This window comes from Pseudomonas sp. 43NM1 (assembly GCF_002836905.1).
GTDB classification, from domain to species: domain Bacteria; phylum Pseudomonadota; class Gammaproteobacteria; order Pseudomonadales; family Pseudomonadaceae; genus Aquipseudomonas; species Aquipseudomonas prosekii.
The window spans coordinates 76,900-95,289 of sequence record NZ_MKGS01000025.1 but is presented as its reverse complement, the minus strand read 5'-3'; the positions used below and the strand labels follow the sequence as shown (position 1 = coordinate 95,289).

Below are 18,390 nucleotides of genomic sequence, written 5' to 3'. Positions count from 1 at the left end.
TCAGGCGCGGTCACTACCGGCGCCGGCGTTCCCGGTGCCGCTTCAGTCGGCAGCGTTTCAGCCGTCGAGGCGTCAGCAGGTGCAGTGCCTGGCGCTGGCGTCAGCTCAGCGGAAATCGCCGGAGCAGTCGCCACTTCCGGCGTGACCGGGATCGCCGGATCAACCGGCGCACCTGCCGCACCTGCAGCACCTACTCCACCCGCCGCACCATCAGCCTGCAGCTTGGCCAGTTGATTGTTTTTCAGCTCGATCAGGCGTTGCAGCTTATCCAGCTGACTTTGCAGATCGGTCATGCGGCTTTTCAGTTCGGCGTTGTCACGACGGGTCGTGTCGAGGCTTTCTTGAGTGACCGCGAGTTTATTGCTGAGATTCTTCGCGTCGCCAGCAGCGCCCTTGGCGCCCTTTTTCGCCGCATCGGCCGAGACCAGGCTCAGGTTGTCTTTTGCTTCCTGAGTCGAAGGCGCATCGCCGCGACCACGATTGGTCGCATCAAGTTGCTGCTGGCCAGTGCCAGGCTTGGCCACGTAGCGGCGACCTTCGCGCCACGCGGCGTTTTGCGCGGCGACTTCGGCGATGGCTTTAGGCTGCGGCAGACTGGTGCTCTGCACCTGATCCGGCATGCGCAGGACCTGGCCGGTTTTCAGCAAGTTGATGTTGCCGTTGATAAACGCCTGCGGGTTCAGCGCCTGGATGGCCAGCATGGTTTGCTGGACCGAACCGCCGTTGCGCGCCTTTGCGGCGATTTCCCAAAGGGTGTCGCGCGGCGTCGTGGTGTAAGTCTGCGATTGCGTGGCGCCGGTGGATGGCGCGATCACGGTTTGAGCCGGCGCAGGTTGCGCAGCGGCTTCGGCGGTTTGTGGGGAGAATTTCGAAGGATCAAGCAGCACGCTGTAATCGCGCAACAGGCGACCGTTCGGCCACATCACCTGAACCAGGAATTTCACCATCGGTTCAGAGAGCGGCTGGCTCGACGTCACGCGCAGGATGCTTTTGCCGCTGGCGTTGAGCACTGGGGTGAAGGTCAGGTCGTTGAGAAACGCCTGGCGATCAACCCCGGCCTTGGCGAAATCTTCCGGCGAGGCCAGGCTCGGCACCACTTCGGCAGCGGTGAGGTCCTTGACGTCGAGCAGCTCGATTTCGGCTACCAGCGGCTGGTTCAGCTGCGACTTCAGGGTCAGCTCCCCGAGCCCGAGGGCATGCGCCATACCGGAGGACAGCGCCGAGGCGGCCGCTATTGCTAACACCAGTTTGCGAACTTGAACCATAGCCTCATCCTTTGTTTGAACATTCCTCGGCCAGCGAGAAGGTATTGATAGTCGCTGCCGTAAGGCATTGCGCGCGGCGGCGAAGGGTCGTCGCGCGCGATCGTTTCGGTGCTGCTGCGCCAAGCATAGCGCTCGGCTAGAATCATTCGACAAATTGTTGCCAAGTATCTTTTACAGCAGGTCTTTTATCAACAATTCGGCCACCTGCACAGCATTGAGGGCCGCGCCTTTGCGTACGTTATCTGACGTCAGCCAGACATTAAGTTCCGACAGGTCGTCGACTCCGCAGCGCACGCGCCCCACGTAGACCACATCCTGCCCCACCGCGTCACCTACCGGCGTCGGATAATCACCCGCTTCCACCAGTTCGATGCCCGGCGCGTCTTCGAGCGCGGCATTCACTTTTGCCAGATCGACGGCGCTGGATGACTGCAGGGTCACGCTAAAGCTATCGCCGAAAAACACCGGGGCTTGAATGCAAGTGGCGGAAATCTTTAATAAAGGTAGCTCAATGACCTGACGCAGCTCGCGCACCAGGCGTTTTTCCAGCAGCGTATGGCCCTGATCGTCAGGTTTACCGACCTGGGCGAGCAGGTTGAAAGCCATTTGCCGATCGAAAAAAGTCGGCTCCAGCGGGCGCACGTTGAGCAGTTCGGCGGTCTGCCGGGCAAGCTCGGTCACGGCTTCGCGGCCCTGGGCGGACACGGCGAGGCTGGCGGTGACGTTGACGCGCTGCAAGTCGATCACTGCCAGCAACGGCGCGAGGACCACGGCCAAGGTGGTTGCCGATGGGCTCGGGCTGCTGACCATGAACGGTTTTTTCAGACTGGCGAGCACGTGGGCATTGGCTTCGGGCACCACTTGCGGCGCTTGTTCGGCGGACAAGGCGCCGGACAGGTCGATCACCGAGCAGCCGGCGGCCGTGGCGCGCGAGGCGAAACTCAGGGTGACGGCAGGACCGGCGGCGAAGAACACCAGTTGCACCTTGCTGAAATCGAACTCGTCGACTTCACGCACGCGCACGTTTTTGCCGCGAAATGGCACCGAATGCCCGGCCGATTCGCTGCTGGCCAGCAAGTGCAGGTTGCCGACCGGGAAATCGCGTTCTTCGAGAATCTGCACGAGCGTTTCGCCGACAGTTCCGGTGGCGCCGATCACGGCAATATCAAAGGACTGGCTCATGGGTCTACCTCTGGCGAAACGGGGGGAGCGGCACTTTACCGGGTGGTTGGCGTGCAGGCAATTCGACTGGGGATTTGTGGCGCCCGTGCCGACCTCTTCGCGGGCAAGCCTCGCTCCTACAGTTTTTTTGTCGCACGCGGGATATGAACACCAACCGTAGGAGCGAGGCTTGCCCGCGAAGAGGCCCTCCCCAGCGACACATCACCCATAAAAAAACCCGCACCTCTTTCAAGGCGCGGGTTTTTCATTACTTCAGTCGATCAACGCTCAAGCAGGATCCGCAGCATGCGGCGCAGCGGTTCGGCCGCGCCCCACAACAACTGGTCGCCAACGGTGAACGCGCCGACGTACTGGGTGCCCATGTTCAGCTTGCGCAGGCGCCCAACCGGTACGTTCAGAGTGCCGGTGACTTTCGTCGGGCTCAGTTCCTGAATGCTCGCGTCACGGTGGTTTGGCACCAGTTTGACCCAAGGGTTGTGCTGGCTGATCAGCCCTTCGATGTCGGCGATCGGCACGTCTTTGTTCAGCTTGATGGTCAGCGCCTGGCTGTGGCAACGCATGGCGCCGATGCGCACGCAGATGCCATCGACCGGGATCGGGCTCTTGAAGCGACCGAGGATCTTGTTGGTCTCGGCCTGGGCCTTCCACTCTTCGCGGCTCTGGCCGTTCGGCAGTTCCTTGTCGATCCACGGGATCAGGCTGCCGGCCAACGGTACGCCGAAGTTTTCGGTCGGGTACGCGTCGCTGCGCATGGCCTCGGCGACACGGCGGTCGATGTCGAGGATCGCGCTGGCCGGGTCTGCCAGTTGATCGGCGACCGCGGCGTGGGTCGCGCCCATTTGCTTGATCAGTTCACGCATGTTCTGCGCGCCGGCACCGGAGGCCGCCTGATACGTCATGGCGCTCATCCACTCGACCAGACCGGCCTCGAACAAGCCGCCCAGGCCCATCAGCATCAGGCTGACGGTGCAGTTGCCGCCGATGTAGTTCTTGGTGCCCGCGTCGAGCTGCTGGTCGATGACCTTGCGGTTGACCGGGTCCAGCACGATCACCGCGTCATCCTGCATGCGCAGGCTGGAAGCGGCGTCGATCCAGTAACCCTGCCAGCCGGCTTCACGCAGTTTGGGGAACACTTCGCTGGTGTAGTCGCCGCCCTGGCAAGTCAGAATCACGTCGAGGGTTTTCAGCTCTTCAATGCTGTAAGCGTCCTTGAGCGGAGCAATGTCCTTGCCCACGGAAGGGCCTTGGCCACCGACATTGGAAGTGGTGAAAAACACCGGCTCGATAAGATCGAAATCCTGCTCTTCCAGCATCCGCTGCATGAGCACGGAACCGACCATACCGCGCCAACCGATCAGACCTACACGTTTCATCGCAACTACACCTTCTTGAAAAAGTGGGCCGCTGCTTTCATGGGTGAAAGTGGCAGCGGGCCGGAGAGATTACAGATTCCGCAGCGCGGCGACTACTGCGTCGCCCATTTCCTGCGTACCAACTTTGGTGCAACCGCTCGACCAGATGTCGCCGGTGCGCAGGCCCTGATCGAGGACCAGACTGACGGCCTGTTCGATGGCATCGGCCGCAGCCTGCTGGTTGAAGCTGTAACGCAGCATCATCGACACCGACAGGATAGTCGCCAACGGGTTGGCAATGCCCTTGCCGGCGATGTCCGGCGCCGAACCGTGGCACGGCTCGTACATGCCCTTGTTATTGGTGTCGAGCGAGGCCGACGGCAGCATGCCGATCGAACCGGTGAGCATCGACGCCTGGTCCGACAGAATGTCGCCGAACAGGTTGTCGGTGACGATCACGTCGAATTGCTTCGGCGCGCGCACCAGTTGCATGGCGGCGTTGTCGACGTACATGTGGCTGAGTTCGACTTGCGGGTAATCCTTGGCCACTTGCTCGACGATTTCACGCCACAGTTGGCTGGACGCCAGCACGTTGGCCTTGTCCACCGAGCAGAGCTTTTTGCCGCGAACCATGGCCATGTCGAAACCGACACGGGCGATGCGGCGGATTTCGCTTTCGCTGTACGGCAGCGTGTCGTACGCCTGGCGCTCGCCGTTTTCCAGGGTTCGGGTGCCGCGCGGCGCGCCGAAGTAGATGCCGCCGGTCAGCTCACGGACGATCAGGATGTCCAGGCCGGCGACGATTTCCGCTTTCAGACTCGAAGCTTCGGCGAGTTGCGGATAAAGGATCGCCGGGCGCAGGTTGCCGAACAGGCCCAGTTGCGCACGAATCTTCAGCAGACCGCGCTCAGGGCGGATATCACGCTCGATGGTGTCCCATTTCGGACCGCCGACGGCGCCGAGCAACACTGCATCGGCAGCGCGCGCGCGATCGAGGGTTTCCTCGGCCAGTGGCACGCCGTGTTTGTCGATGGCGGCGCCGCCGATGACGTCGTGGCTCAATTCAAAGCCCAAGCTGTACTTGTCGTTGGCCAGCTCCAACACCTTGACCGCTTCGGCCATGATTTCCGGGCCAATACCGTCACCTGGGAGAATCAGAATCTGCTTGCTCATGCTTTCCTCATGTCATCAGTCGGCGCGCCCGTGGGCACGCCCGGAAAAATTCTATCGTGCGGCTGATATCGTTCAGTGCTTAGCGTTCTGCAAACAGCACCAGCACATCTGTACTGAACGAACCATCGGCCTCAATTTCAAAATATTCGCGCACTTCGTTGCCCATCGATTTCTGCAATTCGAGGATCGCGGCGCGCATCACTTCGGGAGTGCGCATACGCTCGACCCAACTGCGGTATTCCAGGCGCAGGCGCTGACGGCTGGAGTTGCGCACATGCAACCCCGCCTCGCTGACCTGGCGCATCCACTCACCGGCATCGTAATCGCGCACGTGACTGGTGTCGCGCAGCACTTCGACGCTTTGCAGGTAGGTGTCGAACAACGGGCTGCCCGGCGACAACACATCGACGAATGCCGCCACGCCGCCCGGCTTCAGCACCCGGCGCACTTCGCGCAGGGCCAGGCCGAGGTCGCTCCAATGGTGCGCCGAATAACGGCTGAACACGAAGTCGAACTCGCCATCGGCAAACGGCAGGCGCTCGGCGGCGCCATTGACCGTGGTGACGTTGCCGAAACCGCGCTCGCTCGCCGCTGCAGCAACCACGTCGAGCATTTGCTGGGACAGATCGTAGGCGACCACTTCCTTGACCAGCGACGCCACGTGAAAACTCACGTGACCGGCGCCGCAACCCAGGTCCAGCACCCGCGCATCGCCGCGCCCGGCCAGTTCGGCCTGTAGCAGGGCAAATTCGGTGCCTTGCGCGTGGACCGCGCTGCTCAAGTAGGCCGAGGCCTGCTCACCGAATTGTTTTTGCACGACTTGGGAGTGCTGGGCGGTGCTGGTCATGGGACATCCTTTTTGGGGTTTAGCCTTTTGGTGTCTTGGCGGGCCTCTTCGCGGGCAAGCCTCGCTCCTACAGGGGGAATGCATTTCAACCGTAGGAGCGAGGCTTGCCCGCGAAGGCGTCATCACGCCTTACACAAAATCAAACGTCGCGAAACAACCACGGCTGGCTCGCCCGGTGCTTGCTTTCAAACGTCGCAATCGCTTCATGGTCCATCAATGTCAGGCCAATATCGTCCAGACCGTTAACCAGACAATGCTTGCGGAACTCGTCCAGTTCAAAGCTGTAAGTCTTGCCATCCGGGCGGGTCACGGTTTGCGCCTCCAGATCGACGGTCAACTGGTAACCCGGATTCGCTTCAACCTGCTGAAACAACTCATCCACTTCAGCGTCGGTGAGGATGATCGGCAGCAAGCCGTTCTTGAAGCTGTTGTTGTAGAAGATGTCGGCGTAGCTCGGCGCGATGATGCTGCGGAAACCGTATTCTTCCAGCGCCCACGGCGCGTGCTCACGGCTGGAACCGCAACCGAAGTTCTCGCGGGCCAGCAACACGCTGGCGCCTTGATAACGCTCGGCGTTGAGCACGAAATCCTTGTTCAACGGACGCTTGGAGTTGTCCTGATAGGCATACCCGACGTCCAGATAACGCCACTCGTCGAACAGGTTCGGGCCGAAGCCGGTGCGTTTGATCGACTTCAGAAACTGCTTCGGAATGATCTGGTCAGTGTCGACGTTGGCTCGATCCAATGGCGCGACCAAACCGGTGTGTTGGGTAAAAGCTCTCATGTGCGGTTCCTCAGATCAGTTCGCGAACATCGATGAAACGACCGTTGACGGCAGCCGCAGCGGCCATCGCCGGGCTGACCAGGTGGGTACGGCCACCGGCGCCCTGACGCCCTTCGAAGTTACGGTTGGAGGTCGAAGCGCAATGCTCGCCCGACTCCAAACGGTCCGGGTTCATCGCCAGGCACATCGAGCAACCCGGTTCACGCCACTCGAAACCGGCTTCGAGGAAAATCTTGTCCAGGCCTTCCGCCTCGGCTTGCGCCTTCACCAGGCCCGAGCCCGGAACGACGATGGCTTGCTTGATCGTCGAAGCGACTTTGCGACCTTTGGCAATCACCGCCGCAGCGCGCAAATCTTCGATCCGCGAGTTGGTGCAGGAGCCGATAAACACGCGGTCAAGCTGAATGTCGGTGATCGCCTGATTGGCGCTCAAACCCATGTATTTCAAGGCGCGCTCGATGGAACCGCGTTTGACCAGGTCCATTTCCTTCGCCGGGTCCGGCACGTTCTGATCCACGGCCAGGACCATCTCGGGCGAGGTGCCCCAGCTGACTTGCGGCTTGATCTGCGCCGCGTCGAGCTTGACTACGGTGTCGAACACCGCGTCCGCGTCGGACACCAGGTCTTTCCAGGCTTCGACCGCCATGTCCCATTCCGCGCCTTTCGGGGCGAATGGACGACCCTTGACGTACTCGACGGTTTTTTCGTCGGCGGCAACCAGACCAACACGGGCGCCCGCCTCGATCGACATGTTGCAAATGGTCATGCGGCCTTCGATCGACAAGTCGCGAATCGCACTGCCGGCGAACTCGATGGCGTGGCCGTTACCGCCGGCGGTGCCGATCTTGCCGATCACCGCGAGGACGATGTCCTTGGCGGTGACGCCGAAAGGCAAGGTGCCTTCGACCGAGACCAGCATGTTTTTCATTTTCTTCGCGACCAGGCACTGCGTGGCGAACACGTGCTCGACCTCGGACGTGCCGATGCCGTGGGCCAAGGCACCGAATGCGCCGTGGGTCGAGGTGTGCGAGTCGCCGCAAACCACGGTCATGCCCGGCAACGTTGCGCCCTGCTCCGGGCCGATCACGTGAACGATGCCCTGACGCACGTCGTTCATCTTGAATTCGGTAATGCCGTATTCGTCGCAATAGTCATCAAGGGTTTGCACCTGCAAACGCGAGACCTGATCGGTGATCGCTTCGATGCCGCCCTTGCGATCCGGGGTGGTCGGCACGTTGTGGTCCGGGGTGGCGATGATCGAATCGACGCGCCAAGGCTTGCGCCCGGCCAGACGCAGGCCTTCGAAAGCTTGGGGCGAAGTCACTTCATGGATGATGTGGCGGTCGATGTAGATCAGCGACGAACCATCGTCGCGCCGTTTCACTTCATGCGAATCCCAGAGCTTGTCGTAAAGCGTTTTGCCGGCCATCAGACGGTCCTCATCAGCTTGTTTCTATTTTCTATGCCTTGGGTCGTGCAGCGGTTCAATAACCCCTTGGCTTGTGAGGCTGATCCTAGGGGGTTACATTAAATAACTCAAATTCATATTTTTCATGCTTTGGATAACCAACTGGAATACCACAATGGACCTGGCCAACCTCAACGCTTTTATCGCGATTGCCGAGACCGGAAGTTTCTCCGGCGCCGGCGAACGTTTGCACCTGACACAACCGGCAATCAGCAAACGCATCGCCGGGCTGGAGCAGCAATTGAAGGTGCGGCTGTTTGACCGCCTGGGCCGTGAAGTCGGCCTGACCGAGGCCGGACGCGCGCTGCTGCCGCGCGCTTATCAGATTCTCAATGTGCTGGACGACACCCGTCGCGCGCTGACCAACCTGACCGGCGAAGTGACCGGCCGTCTGACGCTGGCCACCAGTCATCACATCGGCCTGCACCGTTTGCCGCCGCTGTTGCGGGAATTCACCCGCCGTTACCCACAAGTCGCGCTGGATATTCAGTTCCTCGATTCGGAGGTGGCCTACGAGGAAATCCTGCATGGCCGCGCCGAACTGGCGGTGATCACCCTGGCGCCGGAGCCACACACGCTGGTCAAAGCCACGCCAGTGTGGGACGACCCGCTGGATTTCGTGGTGGCGCCCGAACACTCGCTGATCAGCAACGGCCCGATCAGCCTCGCCGACATTGCCCTGCACCCGGCAGTCTTCCCCGGCGGCAACACTTTTACCCATCACATCGTCCAGCGCCTGTTCGAGGCTCAGGGCCTGACGCCGAACATCGCGATGAGCACGAATTATCTGGAAACGATCAAGATGATGGTCTCGATCGGCCTGGCCTGGAGCGTTTTGCCGCGCACCATGCTCGATGAACAAGTGGCGCGCATACCTTTGCCGGGCATACAGCTCACTCGCCAGCTAGGCTATATCTTGCACACGGAAAGGACGCTATCGAATGCGGCACGCGCCTTTATGGCCTTGCTGGATGCACAAATTGATCTGCCAGGGAGCCACGGCTGAGTTGTGCTACATCTATAGAGCTGCAAACCCCTGTGCCTAACGCCCCCATTCAGCCAAAGGCCTGTAGCCAATGCCCAAATCTGTTGACCGTACTCCGCCGATGCCGCGTATTCAGGCGATTGACCCGCAGCGGTCAGAGCAGAGCTGGGAAAGTGCGCCGCAATTGCTCGCCGCACTCAACGGCGCGCGTCTCGGGGCGTGGTACTGGGACATAGAACTTGGCCAGATCAGTTGGTCGCGGGGCACGCAGGCATTGTTCGGTTTCGATCCGCGTCAGCCGCTGCCCAAAGACCTCGAATACCTCGACCTGCTGCCGCCCGAGGACCGCGCGAAAACCATTCGCGCGTTTCATCAGGTGATCGCCGGGGCACCACTGGCGCAGGCAATGCATCACCGCATTCGCTGGCCCGACGGCAGCCTGCATTGGCTGGAAATCAACGGCAGCCTGTTGCCGGACAAGAACGGCCGGCCACGGATGATCGGCGTCATCCGCGAAATCACCCACCAGCGCCAGCGCGAACAAGCGCTGAGCAGCTCGGAGAAACGTTTCGCCACGCTGTTTCACCTGTGCCCGAACATGGTGCTGCTGACCCGCCAGGAAGACGGCTTGATCAGCGAAGCCAATCAATATTTCGAAAGCCTGTTCGGCTGGCCGGTGCAAAGCGCGATTGGCCGGACCACGCTGGAACTGGGCCTGTGGGTTCATCCCGAACAACGCGCGGTGCTGGTCAAGGCAACCAAAGCCAAGGGCGAATTGATCAGCATGGAGGTGCAGTTTCGTGCGAGCAACGGCCAGGTCCATGACGGCATTCTCAGCGCGCAGAAGGTCGAGCTCGAAGGCCAGCCATATTTATTGAGCACATTCCTCGACACCACCGAGCGCAAAGCCGCCGAACACGCGCTCAAGGACAGCCAGGAACGGCTGGATCTGGCGCTCGATTCAGCGCAACTCGGCACCTGGGACTGGCACATTCCCAGCGGCATGCTTTACGGCTCGGCGCGCGCCGCACAGTTGCATGGCCTGGAACCCAAACCATTCCATGAAGCGTTCGACGAGTTCTTCGAAGGCGTGCCCGGCGAAGAACGCGACAGCATGCGCAACGCCTACCGCAGCCTGCGCGAAGGCCCGGCGGGCAATTACCAACTGACCTACCGCGTGCAATTGCCCGACGGCAGTTCGCGTTACCTCGAAAGCCGCGCCCGCCTCTACCGCGACGACAACGGCCTGCCGCTGCGCATGGCCGGGACGTTGCTCGACATCACCGATCAGGTCGAGCGCGAGCAGCGTCTGGTCGCCTCCGAAGAGAAATTCGCCACGCTGTTTCAGGTCAGCCCTGACCCGATCTGCGTCACTCGCCAGGATAGCGGCCAGTTCATCGAGATCAATTCCAGTTTCACCCAGATTTTCGGCTGGAGCGCCGCCGACGTGATTGGCCGCAGCGCCGACCAGATCGGCTTGTGGGACGCCTCGGCGAAAAGCCTGCAACGCATTGAACAGGTGATCCGCGAACAAGGCTTGAGCAACGTCGCGATCATCGTCCAGCACAAGAACGGCCAATCCCTGACGTGCGTGATTTCCAGCCGCCAGATCAGCGTCGGCGACCAACCGTGCATCGTCACCACCCTGCGCGACATCACCCAGCAGCAGCGCTCGGAAGCTGCGCTGAAGGCCAGCGAGGAGAAATTCGCCAAGGCGTTTCACTCAAGTCCCGACGCCATCACCATCACCGAACGCGACACCGGGCGTTATCTGGAGGTCAACGATGGTTTCTGTCGCCTGACCGGTTTCCGCGCCGACGAAGTGGTCGGCAAAACCGTGTATCAGGTGGGCATCTGGGCCGAAGAGAAACAGCGCTCGGCACTGCTCGCCGAACTGCAGATCAAGGGCCGCGTGCATCACCAGGAAATGCTCGGGCGCAACAAACGCGGGGATTTGCTCACCGTCGAGGTCTCGGTCGAGCCAATCACCCTCAACGAAACCGCCTGCCTGCTGCTGACCGCGCGCGATGTCAGCCTGTTGAAAAACGCCGAGGCGCAGATTCGCCACTTGGCCTACCACGACCCGCTGACCAACCTGCCGAACCGCGCGCTGCTGATGGATCGTCTGAGCCAGCAGATCGCCCTGCTCAAGCGCCACAACTTGCGCGGCGCCCTGATGTTTCTCGACCTCGACCACTTCAAGCACATCAATGACTCGCTCGGCCACCCGGTCGGCGACACGGTGCTGAAGATCATTACCGCGCGTCTCGAAGCCAGCGTACGCATGGAAGACACCGTGGCGCGGCTCGGTGGCGACGAGTTCGTGGTGTTGCTCAGCGGCCTGGAAGGTTCGCGCGGCGAGGTCAGCGAACAGGTGCGGGAATTGGCCGACACCTTGCGTGAATTGCTTTCGGAACCGATGTTCCTCGACGGCCAGCGCCTGCAAGTCACGCCGAGCATCGGCATCGCGTTGATTCCTGATCACGGCTCGACCCCGACCGACCTGCTCAAGCGCGCCGACATTGCCCTTTATCGGGCCAAGGATTCCGGGCGCAACACCACGCAGATGTACCACAACACCATGCAAAAGGCCGCCAGCGAGCGCTTGCGCATGGAAACCGACTTGCGTCTGGCGCTCTCGCGCAATGAATTCAGCGTGCATTACCAGCCGCAAATCGATGCCCGCAACAACAGCATTGTTGGCGCCGAAGCCTTGGTGCGCTGGCACCACCCGGAGCTCGGCGCGCAATCGCCGACCGAGTTCATCAAGGTGCTGGAGGACAGCGGGCTGATTCTGGAGGTCGGCACGTGGATCCTCGATGAAGCCTGCGATGCCTTCAAACAGCTGATCGCCAAGGGCTTGATCGACCCGCTGATGTTCAGCCTCTGCGTCAACATCAGCCCACGGCAGTTTCGCCAGAACGACTTCGTCGAACGCATCGAACGCAGCCTCAGCCACCACGGTTTGCCTTGTTCGCTGCTGAAACTGGAAATCACCGAAGGCATCGTCATCCAGAACCTCGAAGACACCATCGGCAAAATGCGTCGACTGAAAAAACTCGGCGTCAGTTTCGCGATGGACGATTTCGGCACCGGTTATTCCTCGCTGACCTACCTCAAGCGCCTGCCGGTGGACACGCTGAAAATCGACCAGTCATTCATCCGCGACGCCACCACCGACCCCAACGACGCCGAAATCATCCGCGCCATCGTCGCCATGGCGCGCAGTCTGGCGCTGAAAGTGATTGCTGAAGGGGTTGAGACGCCGGAGCAATTGGAGTTTTTGCAGGGCCTGGGCTGCCATTTTTATCAGGGCTATTTGCACAGCCGGCCGTTGCCGTTGGAGGACTTCCAGACATTGCTCAAATAAATCACCGCCCCCTCCGTAGCAGCTGTCGAGCCCCAGCGAGGCTGCGTTCGGCGACGAAGTCGTCGTGAAATCAGACGACGCGGTGGATCAGGCAAACCGCGTGCGCTGGGTTTACGACGGCTTCGCCGCCGAACGCAGCCTCGCTGGGGCTCGGCAGCTGCTACAGGTTTACGGTAATTGCCAGTTTTTCTCTCAGCCTGTAGGGTCGCTTTTTTTGCGTCGCCTCAAAGAGATCAACCATGCAGGATGCAACCCTCCCCCGCCCGGCCTTGCTGGGTATCGACCTTGGGACCACCAATAGCCTGATCGCCGTCTGGCAGGACGGTCGGGCACAGTTGATTGCCAACGCCCTCGGCGACGTCCTCACGCCGTCCGTGGTCAGCCTCGATGAAGACGACAGCATTCTGGTGGGCAAGGCCGCCCGCGCGCGCTTGACCACTCACCCGCAACGCACGGTGGCGGCATTCAAGCGCTTTATGGGCAGCGACAAGCAATTTGAACTGGGTGGACGCCAGTTCAGCCCGGAAGAACTTTCGGCGCTGGTGATCGGTTCGCTCAAACAGGACGCCGAAGCCTTTCTCGGCTACCCGGTGCACGAGGCGGTGATTTCGGTTCCGGCCTATTTCAGTGACGAACAACGCAAACGCACACTGTTTGCCGCCGAGCTGGCTGGCCTGAGCGTGTCGCGGCTGATCAACGAGCCGACAGCCGCCGCCATGGCGTACGGGCTGCATGAGCAGAAGTTCGAGCGCACGCTGATTTTCGACCTGGGCGGCGGCACGTTTGACGTCACGGTGCTGGAATACGCCCTGCCGCTGATCGAAGTGCATGCCTCCACCGGCGACAACTTCCTCGGGGGCGAAGACTTCACCGCCGCGCTGCTGCAAGCCTGCCTGAAAGACTGGCAACTCACTTCGCAGATGATCGATGGCCAGGGCTTGGCCAGCCTCGGCGATGCCCTGGAACAACTCAAATGCAAACTCAGTGAAGGCACCCAGCACCTGAGCTGGAACGGGGCCGGCGCGTTGCGGGAATGGTCGCTGGATGAAGCCGGGGCGTTGAAAATCTGGGAACCGTTGCTTGGGCGGTTGCGCGCCCCCATCGAGCAAGCCCTGCGCGATGCGCGACTCAAGCCCCGGGACCTCGACAGCCTGGTGATGGTCGGCGGCGCCACGCGAATGCCAGCCGTGCAGCAAATGGTCGCGACGCTGTTCGGGCGCCTGCCCTATCGCCACCTCGATCCGGACACGATTGTCGCGCTGGGCGCCGCCACCCAAGCGGCCTGCAAGGCCCGGGACAGCGCCATCGAAGAACTGATCCTGACCGACGTCTGCCCCTACACCCTGGGCATCTCGACCAATCGCGGTGAAGACGTCAGCGGCGCTTTCGCGCCGATCATCGAGCGCAATACGGTGATCCCGACGTCCAGAGTGAAGCGCTTTTTCACCAGTCATCCCCAGCAAACGTTGATCCGCATTGAGGTCTATCAAGGCGAGCGGCCATGGGTGCGCGACAACATTTACATTGATGCCTTCGACGTCGCGCTGACACCCAGCGAGCAGACCCAGGCGCTGGATGTGCGCTTCAGCTACGACATCAACGGTTTGCTCGAAGTCGACGTCACCCTGCTGGCCAGCGGCGAACGCCACAGCCACAGCATCGATCGCAGCCCCACCGGGCTCGACCCGCAATCGCGGCAAAACAGCCATGAACGGCTCAGCGCCCTGAAGATTCACCCCCGCGACACCCTGCCCAATCGCACCTTGCTGGCGCGCCTGGAACGGGCCTGGACACAAAGCCTGGGTGATGAGCGCGAGCAGATTGCCGATTGGCTGGATACCTTTACCGCCGTGCTCGGTGGCCAGCAATCGGTGGAGATTGCCAGCCATCGGTCACAGCTCAATAAAGCCCTGGATGAACTGCGCTTTTAGCCGTTAAGCCGCCGCAAGGCCGTTTGCAAACCGCCGGACAAGGTGTCTTCACCGCCGCTGTCCGGCGGCACGCCGTAACGGTTGGGCAGTTTGTCGCCGGGAAAGCCGAACAACAGCAAAGGCATGAACGGCAGCACCAGCGACAGGCAGCCAAAAATCAGCAACGTGGGAATCCCACGGCCCATGTCATGCAGTCGGCGCAGGATCGCGCCGAGCAACAACAAGGTGCCCAGTAACAGCACACCAATGCCCGAGAGCGCAGTACCGCTCATCAACGCCAGATACGGGGTGAGTAGCACACACCCCAGCACTTGCCCGATAAACGCCTTGCGCCCAAGTCGGGAACCCAAGCGCCAGAGCGCCATGGCCGGCACAGGACGTTTGTTGCCGTTGGCCAGCAGCAGGCGTTCGTTCCACGACAACAGCGCCGTTAGCGCCAGACGCAGGCCCACGCTGTTCTCGGTATTATCTTTGCCGTACTGCAAGATGCTCAGCGCCTTGTTCCGCGGCACCCCGGCCGCGCCATGACGGAGCAGGCTTTTCAGCGTATCGAGGAGTGAATAGACCACCAGTTTCTCGACACCGAAATCCTTCAACACTTTCTCGGGCGGCCACACCGGATCGCCTTTGATCAAGCCATTGCGAAACCCTTCAAACCAGTCATCTTCGCAACTGACGGCGGCGATGGATTGCAACAGCGCGCGGTGCTGTTCGGCATTCAGGGTCGGATCGTGATACAGCACACCCCAAAGCAGCATCAGCCCCAACACATCTTCGCCGCAGGCGTCGGGATCGCTTTCAATGCAGGTATAGAGTTGCGCATTGCCCGGCAGCGCCGCGCTGTCGAGGGCCTGCTGCACATTGAACAGCTTTTGCACGAGCAAGCCATGCACCGGATCGCTGGCTTGCAGCCAGCCCAGTAAACCGGCGCAACTCCCTTGCTCGCGCTGCAAACGCTGGAGCAAGGGTTGAAGCCGACTCAGCGGATGAGCCGGGTTGACCTCCAGCCGATCCAGGCAGGGCGAATCGATCAAGGATAGCCAACGTTCCGGCTGATCGAGCAATGCCAGCAGGAACATCGTTTGAGCGTGCCATTGCCACGGCGTCGCGCCTTGGTCCATGGCTGGCAACAGCACACCGCGCTGTTCCAACTGGACCAACAGGCTCAGACCGCGCAAGTCCACGTCCGCTTGCGCGTCTTGCAGGTCAAACGCCTGATCGATCCGCACCAGCGCGGCCTGATCGTAAGGCCGCAGCCTGCGCAACCAGAGACGGCAAATGGTGTGTGGTTCGTCCTTTTTCAGCTCCTCGGCAAGTTGCGGCTGCACCGAACGACTGCTGAGGAAAGCCTTCAGCGCCAGGGGGATCGGCGCCTGATTCAGCCAGCGGAGTTGCTGCGCAGCCTGATACTTGAACCCGCTCAGCACCAGGCCTTCGAGGGCATCGACCGGCTGCGGCTCGTCAAGTATGTGTTGCAGCAATCCGACATCGCCACGGTGCAAGGCCCAGGCATGCCGGTACAGCTGCTGCAAACGAGAATCCGTAGATTGCCCAAGCAGCAAGGCCAGCAGCGGCAGTTCATCCCCGGTCATCCGCCAATCGACAAACGCAGCCGCCAGGCCTTGCAGGTCGAGTTGCCCGGCCCCAAGCCAGCGCACCAGCGTCTCGGGACGTTGTGCAGGGCTGCCATAGGTTTGGCTGACATCGGCGAGGTCGGCGGACCAATCGCGGAAATTTTCCTGACGGTCAAATGCCTGGATCAGCAGCGCCAAGAAGTCCGGCTGACGCCTGGCGCACAGCTCCAGTAAACGGCTTTCGGCCTTCGGATGGCGATGTTCCTGCCACAGCCGGATCCAGCAAGGCAACGCCTGATCCTCCAGGCCCAGCAAGCTGTTTTGGCACGCCAGCAAATACAGCAAGTCGACATCGTCGGGGGCTTGCGCCTGTTGTTCGACACACACTTGCCGCAACCCCGGACCACCCATACCCGCCTGAGTGAACTGCACCAGCAGACGCTGGATAAATGCGTCGTCCGCCGGCAGCGGCAAACAGGTGTGGTGGCTGGCGAAGTCTTCGAACTCATGCAGAGGACGATGGTGGAAGATGTAGTCGAGGCTGCGGGCATACCAGAGGGTTTCCATCTGCGCAGGCCCGGGCCAATCGCCCATCAGCGTGGTGTCGAACGGGTCGGGCCCCTTGATGCGTTGCAGGAACGCTTCGACTTCTTTCGCTTGGTCGAACTCCAGGTCCAGCAACTGCTGTTCCCAGGCCAGCCGTTGCGCCAGCAGATTCGCGCAGCGGTACGACAATGGACCAGCGTTGGCCAATGGGTGGAACAGCCCCCAACTGAGGTCATCGAGGGCGTCCAGCGGTAATTGGTCCAGCGCTTTGACAAAGACTTGCCAGGCCTGCGGATTGAAACGCCGCGCCGGGTCTTCGAGCAGCGCGTAGAAATCCACCAGGGTCTGCGGCATCTCCGGGACGCCTGCATCCTCTTCGTCGACTTCGTCCTCTTCCTGCCGGGCGAAACGGTTGGCGCTTTCATAGGCTTCACGCAGTGCCTGGAAGCCTTCGGGATCACTTTCCGGATGATGCTGCGGCAGGCGCGCGCGGTAGGCATCACGAATCAGTGCCTGGTCTTTGGTGGGCTCTATGCCCAGACGTATCCAGCAACTCATGACCAGTCGAACTCCCCTAAGGATGCCGGGCGTTGCGGCGGATCAAGCTTAAGGTGCCAAGGCAAGCCGGCCAGGAATGTCGGTAGGTTACGGCTCAGCCCGCGAGCGATGCGCAGACTGCTCGAACACTCCCCTTGCTGGTCCAGTTCGTAAGCAAGCGTTTCGTCGCTGCTGTTCTGGCAGCCCCAGAATGCGCGGCCGGTGAGAAATCCGTTGAAATAGGAAAACCAGTCGTCGTAGTGATATTGCGCCCTGACGGCCAGGCGCCAATGCAGCCAGAAACTTTCGCGAAGATCTATCCACTCGTTGCGCACGCCACACCGCAACAGAAACCCCATGCGCCCCAGATCCCACGCCAGGATACCGCCCGAACCGCAGCCCTCGAAGGTACGGCTGGCAAACTCATGCAAGATGCGCTCACGGGGTTCCAGGGTCTCGAGCAATGCCCGCCACTCGCCGGGCAAACAGCGTTGCCATGAGCGATACGCCTGTTTGAGGTGGGTGGCGTGACCGTTATCGGTCATTCTTTCGAGCATGCCCAACAACTGCGACCGGTCATTGATGCCCCAGCTGCATTGCAGGTCGATAAATTCCGGATCGGAATAGAAAGCGGGCTCGTCGTATTCGGCACGAGGATTGAGGGCCACCATTGGCGCGGAAAGACCGCACAGCCAACGCTGCTGTATCTCTTCCATGAAAAAAAGCTCCGGGCCGACCAGGCAGGATGGGAGTCGGCAAAACTGTCGCGGATTGTAGAGAAACCGTCACCAGGCGGCAAAGCCTGCGAGGCCGTTTTTTCGCCCGGATACAAAAAGGCCCCGACAAGTCGGGGCCTTCATTCAGCGGGTTATAGCCTGTTCAGACGAATGTGTGTCTTCGAATGACTCAGTGCTGCAACGCTGGCTTTTGCGTCCCGTTGATCGGGATGCGTTTGGCTTTCGCCTCTTCCGGAACAATGCGCAGCAGGTCAATGCTCAGCAGACCGTTGCTGAGGTCGGCGGCTTTGATCTCGATGTGATCGGCCAACCGGAACGACAGTTTGAATGCCCGCTGGGCGATGCCCTGGTGCAGGTACGTCACGCTGTCATTGGCGTCGCGTTTGCCACCACTGATGGTCAGCACACCTTTCTCGACTTGCAGGTCCAGGTCTTCTTCCTGGAAACCGGCCGCCGCAACGACGATGCGGTATTGGTAATCACCGTGCTTTTCGACGTTGTACGGTGGGTAGCTGCTGCCAGGCTCGTTGCGCAGGGCGGTTTCGAACAGGTCATTAAAACGGTCGAAGCCAACCGAGGAACGGAACAGTGGTGCGAGGGAAAATGCAGTACTCATGGTTCAAATCTCCTGAAAACAAT

The 18,390-nt window shown here is 61.0% G+C and carries 13 protein-coding genes; 3 read left to right on the top strand and 10 right to left on the bottom strand.

Annotated elements, in window-relative coordinates; all coding sequences use genetic code 11:
• The 7 genes from BI292_RS04920 to leuC form a co-directional block, all read right to left on the bottom strand.
• Positions 1-1,265, bottom strand: a 1,265-nt coding sequence (locus tag BI292_RS04920) for a FimV family protein (protein WP_305887385.1), incomplete at its 3' end; no start/stop codon positions are given.
• Positions 1,266-1,436: 171 nt separating this feature from the next.
• A complete protein-coding gene (locus tag BI292_RS04915) occupies positions 1,437-2,447 on the bottom strand; it encodes an aspartate-semialdehyde dehydrogenase (RefSeq protein ID WP_101207175.1) in 1,011 nt (336 codons plus the stop codon).
• A 260-nt stretch (positions 2,448-2,707) separates the two neighbouring features.
• Positions 2,708-3,820 (bottom strand): aspartate-semialdehyde dehydrogenase, encoded by a 1,113-nt coding sequence (gene asd, locus BI292_RS04910; protein WP_092270573.1) that lies wholly within the window; start codon positions 3,818-3,820, stop codon positions 2,708-2,710.
• Positions 3,821-3,889: 69 nt separating this feature from the next.
• Positions 3,890-4,972 (bottom strand): 3-isopropylmalate dehydrogenase, encoded by a 1,083-nt coding sequence (gene leuB, locus BI292_RS04905; RefSeq protein ID WP_101207174.1) that lies wholly within the window; start codon positions 4,970-4,972, stop codon positions 3,890-3,892.
• A gap of 79 nt (positions 4,973-5,051) precedes the next feature.
• Positions 5,052-5,819: a class I SAM-dependent methyltransferase gene (locus BI292_RS04900; RefSeq protein WP_101207173.1), complete on the bottom strand. Its 768-nt coding sequence runs from the start codon at positions 5,817-5,819 to the stop codon at positions 5,052-5,054.
• 139 nt (positions 5,820-5,958) lie between these two features.
• Positions 5,959-6,603: a 3-isopropylmalate dehydratase small subunit gene (leuD, locus tag BI292_RS04895; protein ID WP_101207172.1), complete on the bottom strand. Its 645-nt coding sequence runs from the start codon at positions 6,601-6,603 to the stop codon at positions 5,959-5,961.
• A 10-nt stretch (positions 6,604-6,613) separates the two neighbouring features.
• On the bottom strand, positions 6,614-8,032 hold the full coding sequence (gene leuC, locus BI292_RS04890) for a 3-isopropylmalate dehydratase large subunit (protein WP_092270585.1): 1,419 nt from the start codon (positions 8,030-8,032) through the stop codon (positions 6,614-6,616).
• 154 nt (positions 8,033-8,186) lie between these two features.
• On the opposite strand from leuC, the gene BI292_RS04885 reads away from it, so the two are divergent.
• The 3 genes from BI292_RS04885 to BI292_RS04875 all read left to right on the top strand — a co-directional run bounded on the left by BI292_RS04885 (position 8,187) and on the right by BI292_RS04875 (position 14,357).
• Positions 8,187-9,077: a LysR family transcriptional regulator gene (locus BI292_RS04885; protein ID WP_101207171.1), complete on the top strand. Its 891-nt coding sequence runs from the start codon at positions 8,187-8,189 to the stop codon at positions 9,075-9,077.
• 70 nt (positions 9,078-9,147) lie between these two features.
• Positions 9,148-12,426 (top strand): PAS domain S-box protein, encoded by a 3,279-nt coding sequence (locus BI292_RS04880; RefSeq protein WP_092270590.1) that lies wholly within the window; start codon positions 9,148-9,150, stop codon positions 12,424-12,426.
• A 239-nt stretch (positions 12,427-12,665) separates the two neighbouring features.
• Complete coding sequence (locus tag BI292_RS04875) at positions 12,666-14,357, top strand: molecular chaperone HscC (protein WP_101207170.1); 1,692 nt, start codon at positions 12,666-12,668, stop codon at positions 14,355-14,357.
• On the opposite strand, the gene BI292_RS04870 is transcribed toward BI292_RS04875, so the two are convergent.
• The 3 genes from BI292_RS04870 to BI292_RS04860 form a co-directional block, all read right to left on the bottom strand.
• Positions 14,354-17,035 (bottom strand): DUF805 domain-containing protein, encoded by a 2,682-nt coding sequence (locus BI292_RS04870; RefSeq protein ID WP_101207169.1) that lies wholly within the window; start codon positions 17,033-17,035, stop codon positions 14,354-14,356. The genes BI292_RS04875 and BI292_RS04870 overlap by 4 nt on opposite strands.
• Positions 17,032-17,730 carry a DUF1266 domain-containing protein gene (locus BI292_RS04865; protein WP_101207168.1) on the bottom strand — a complete coding sequence of 233 codons (699 nt, stop codon included), beginning with the start codon at positions 17,728-17,730 and terminating at the stop codon, positions 17,032-17,034. Before BI292_RS04865 ends, BI292_RS04870 begins: the two co-directional genes overlap by 4 nt.
• Positions 17,731-17,920: 190 nt before the next feature.
• Positions 17,921-18,367, bottom strand: a complete 447-nt coding sequence (locus BI292_RS04860; RefSeq protein WP_101207167.1) for an Hsp20 family protein — start codon at positions 18,365-18,367, stop codon at positions 17,921-17,923.
• Positions 18,368-18,390 lie beyond the last annotated feature (23 nt).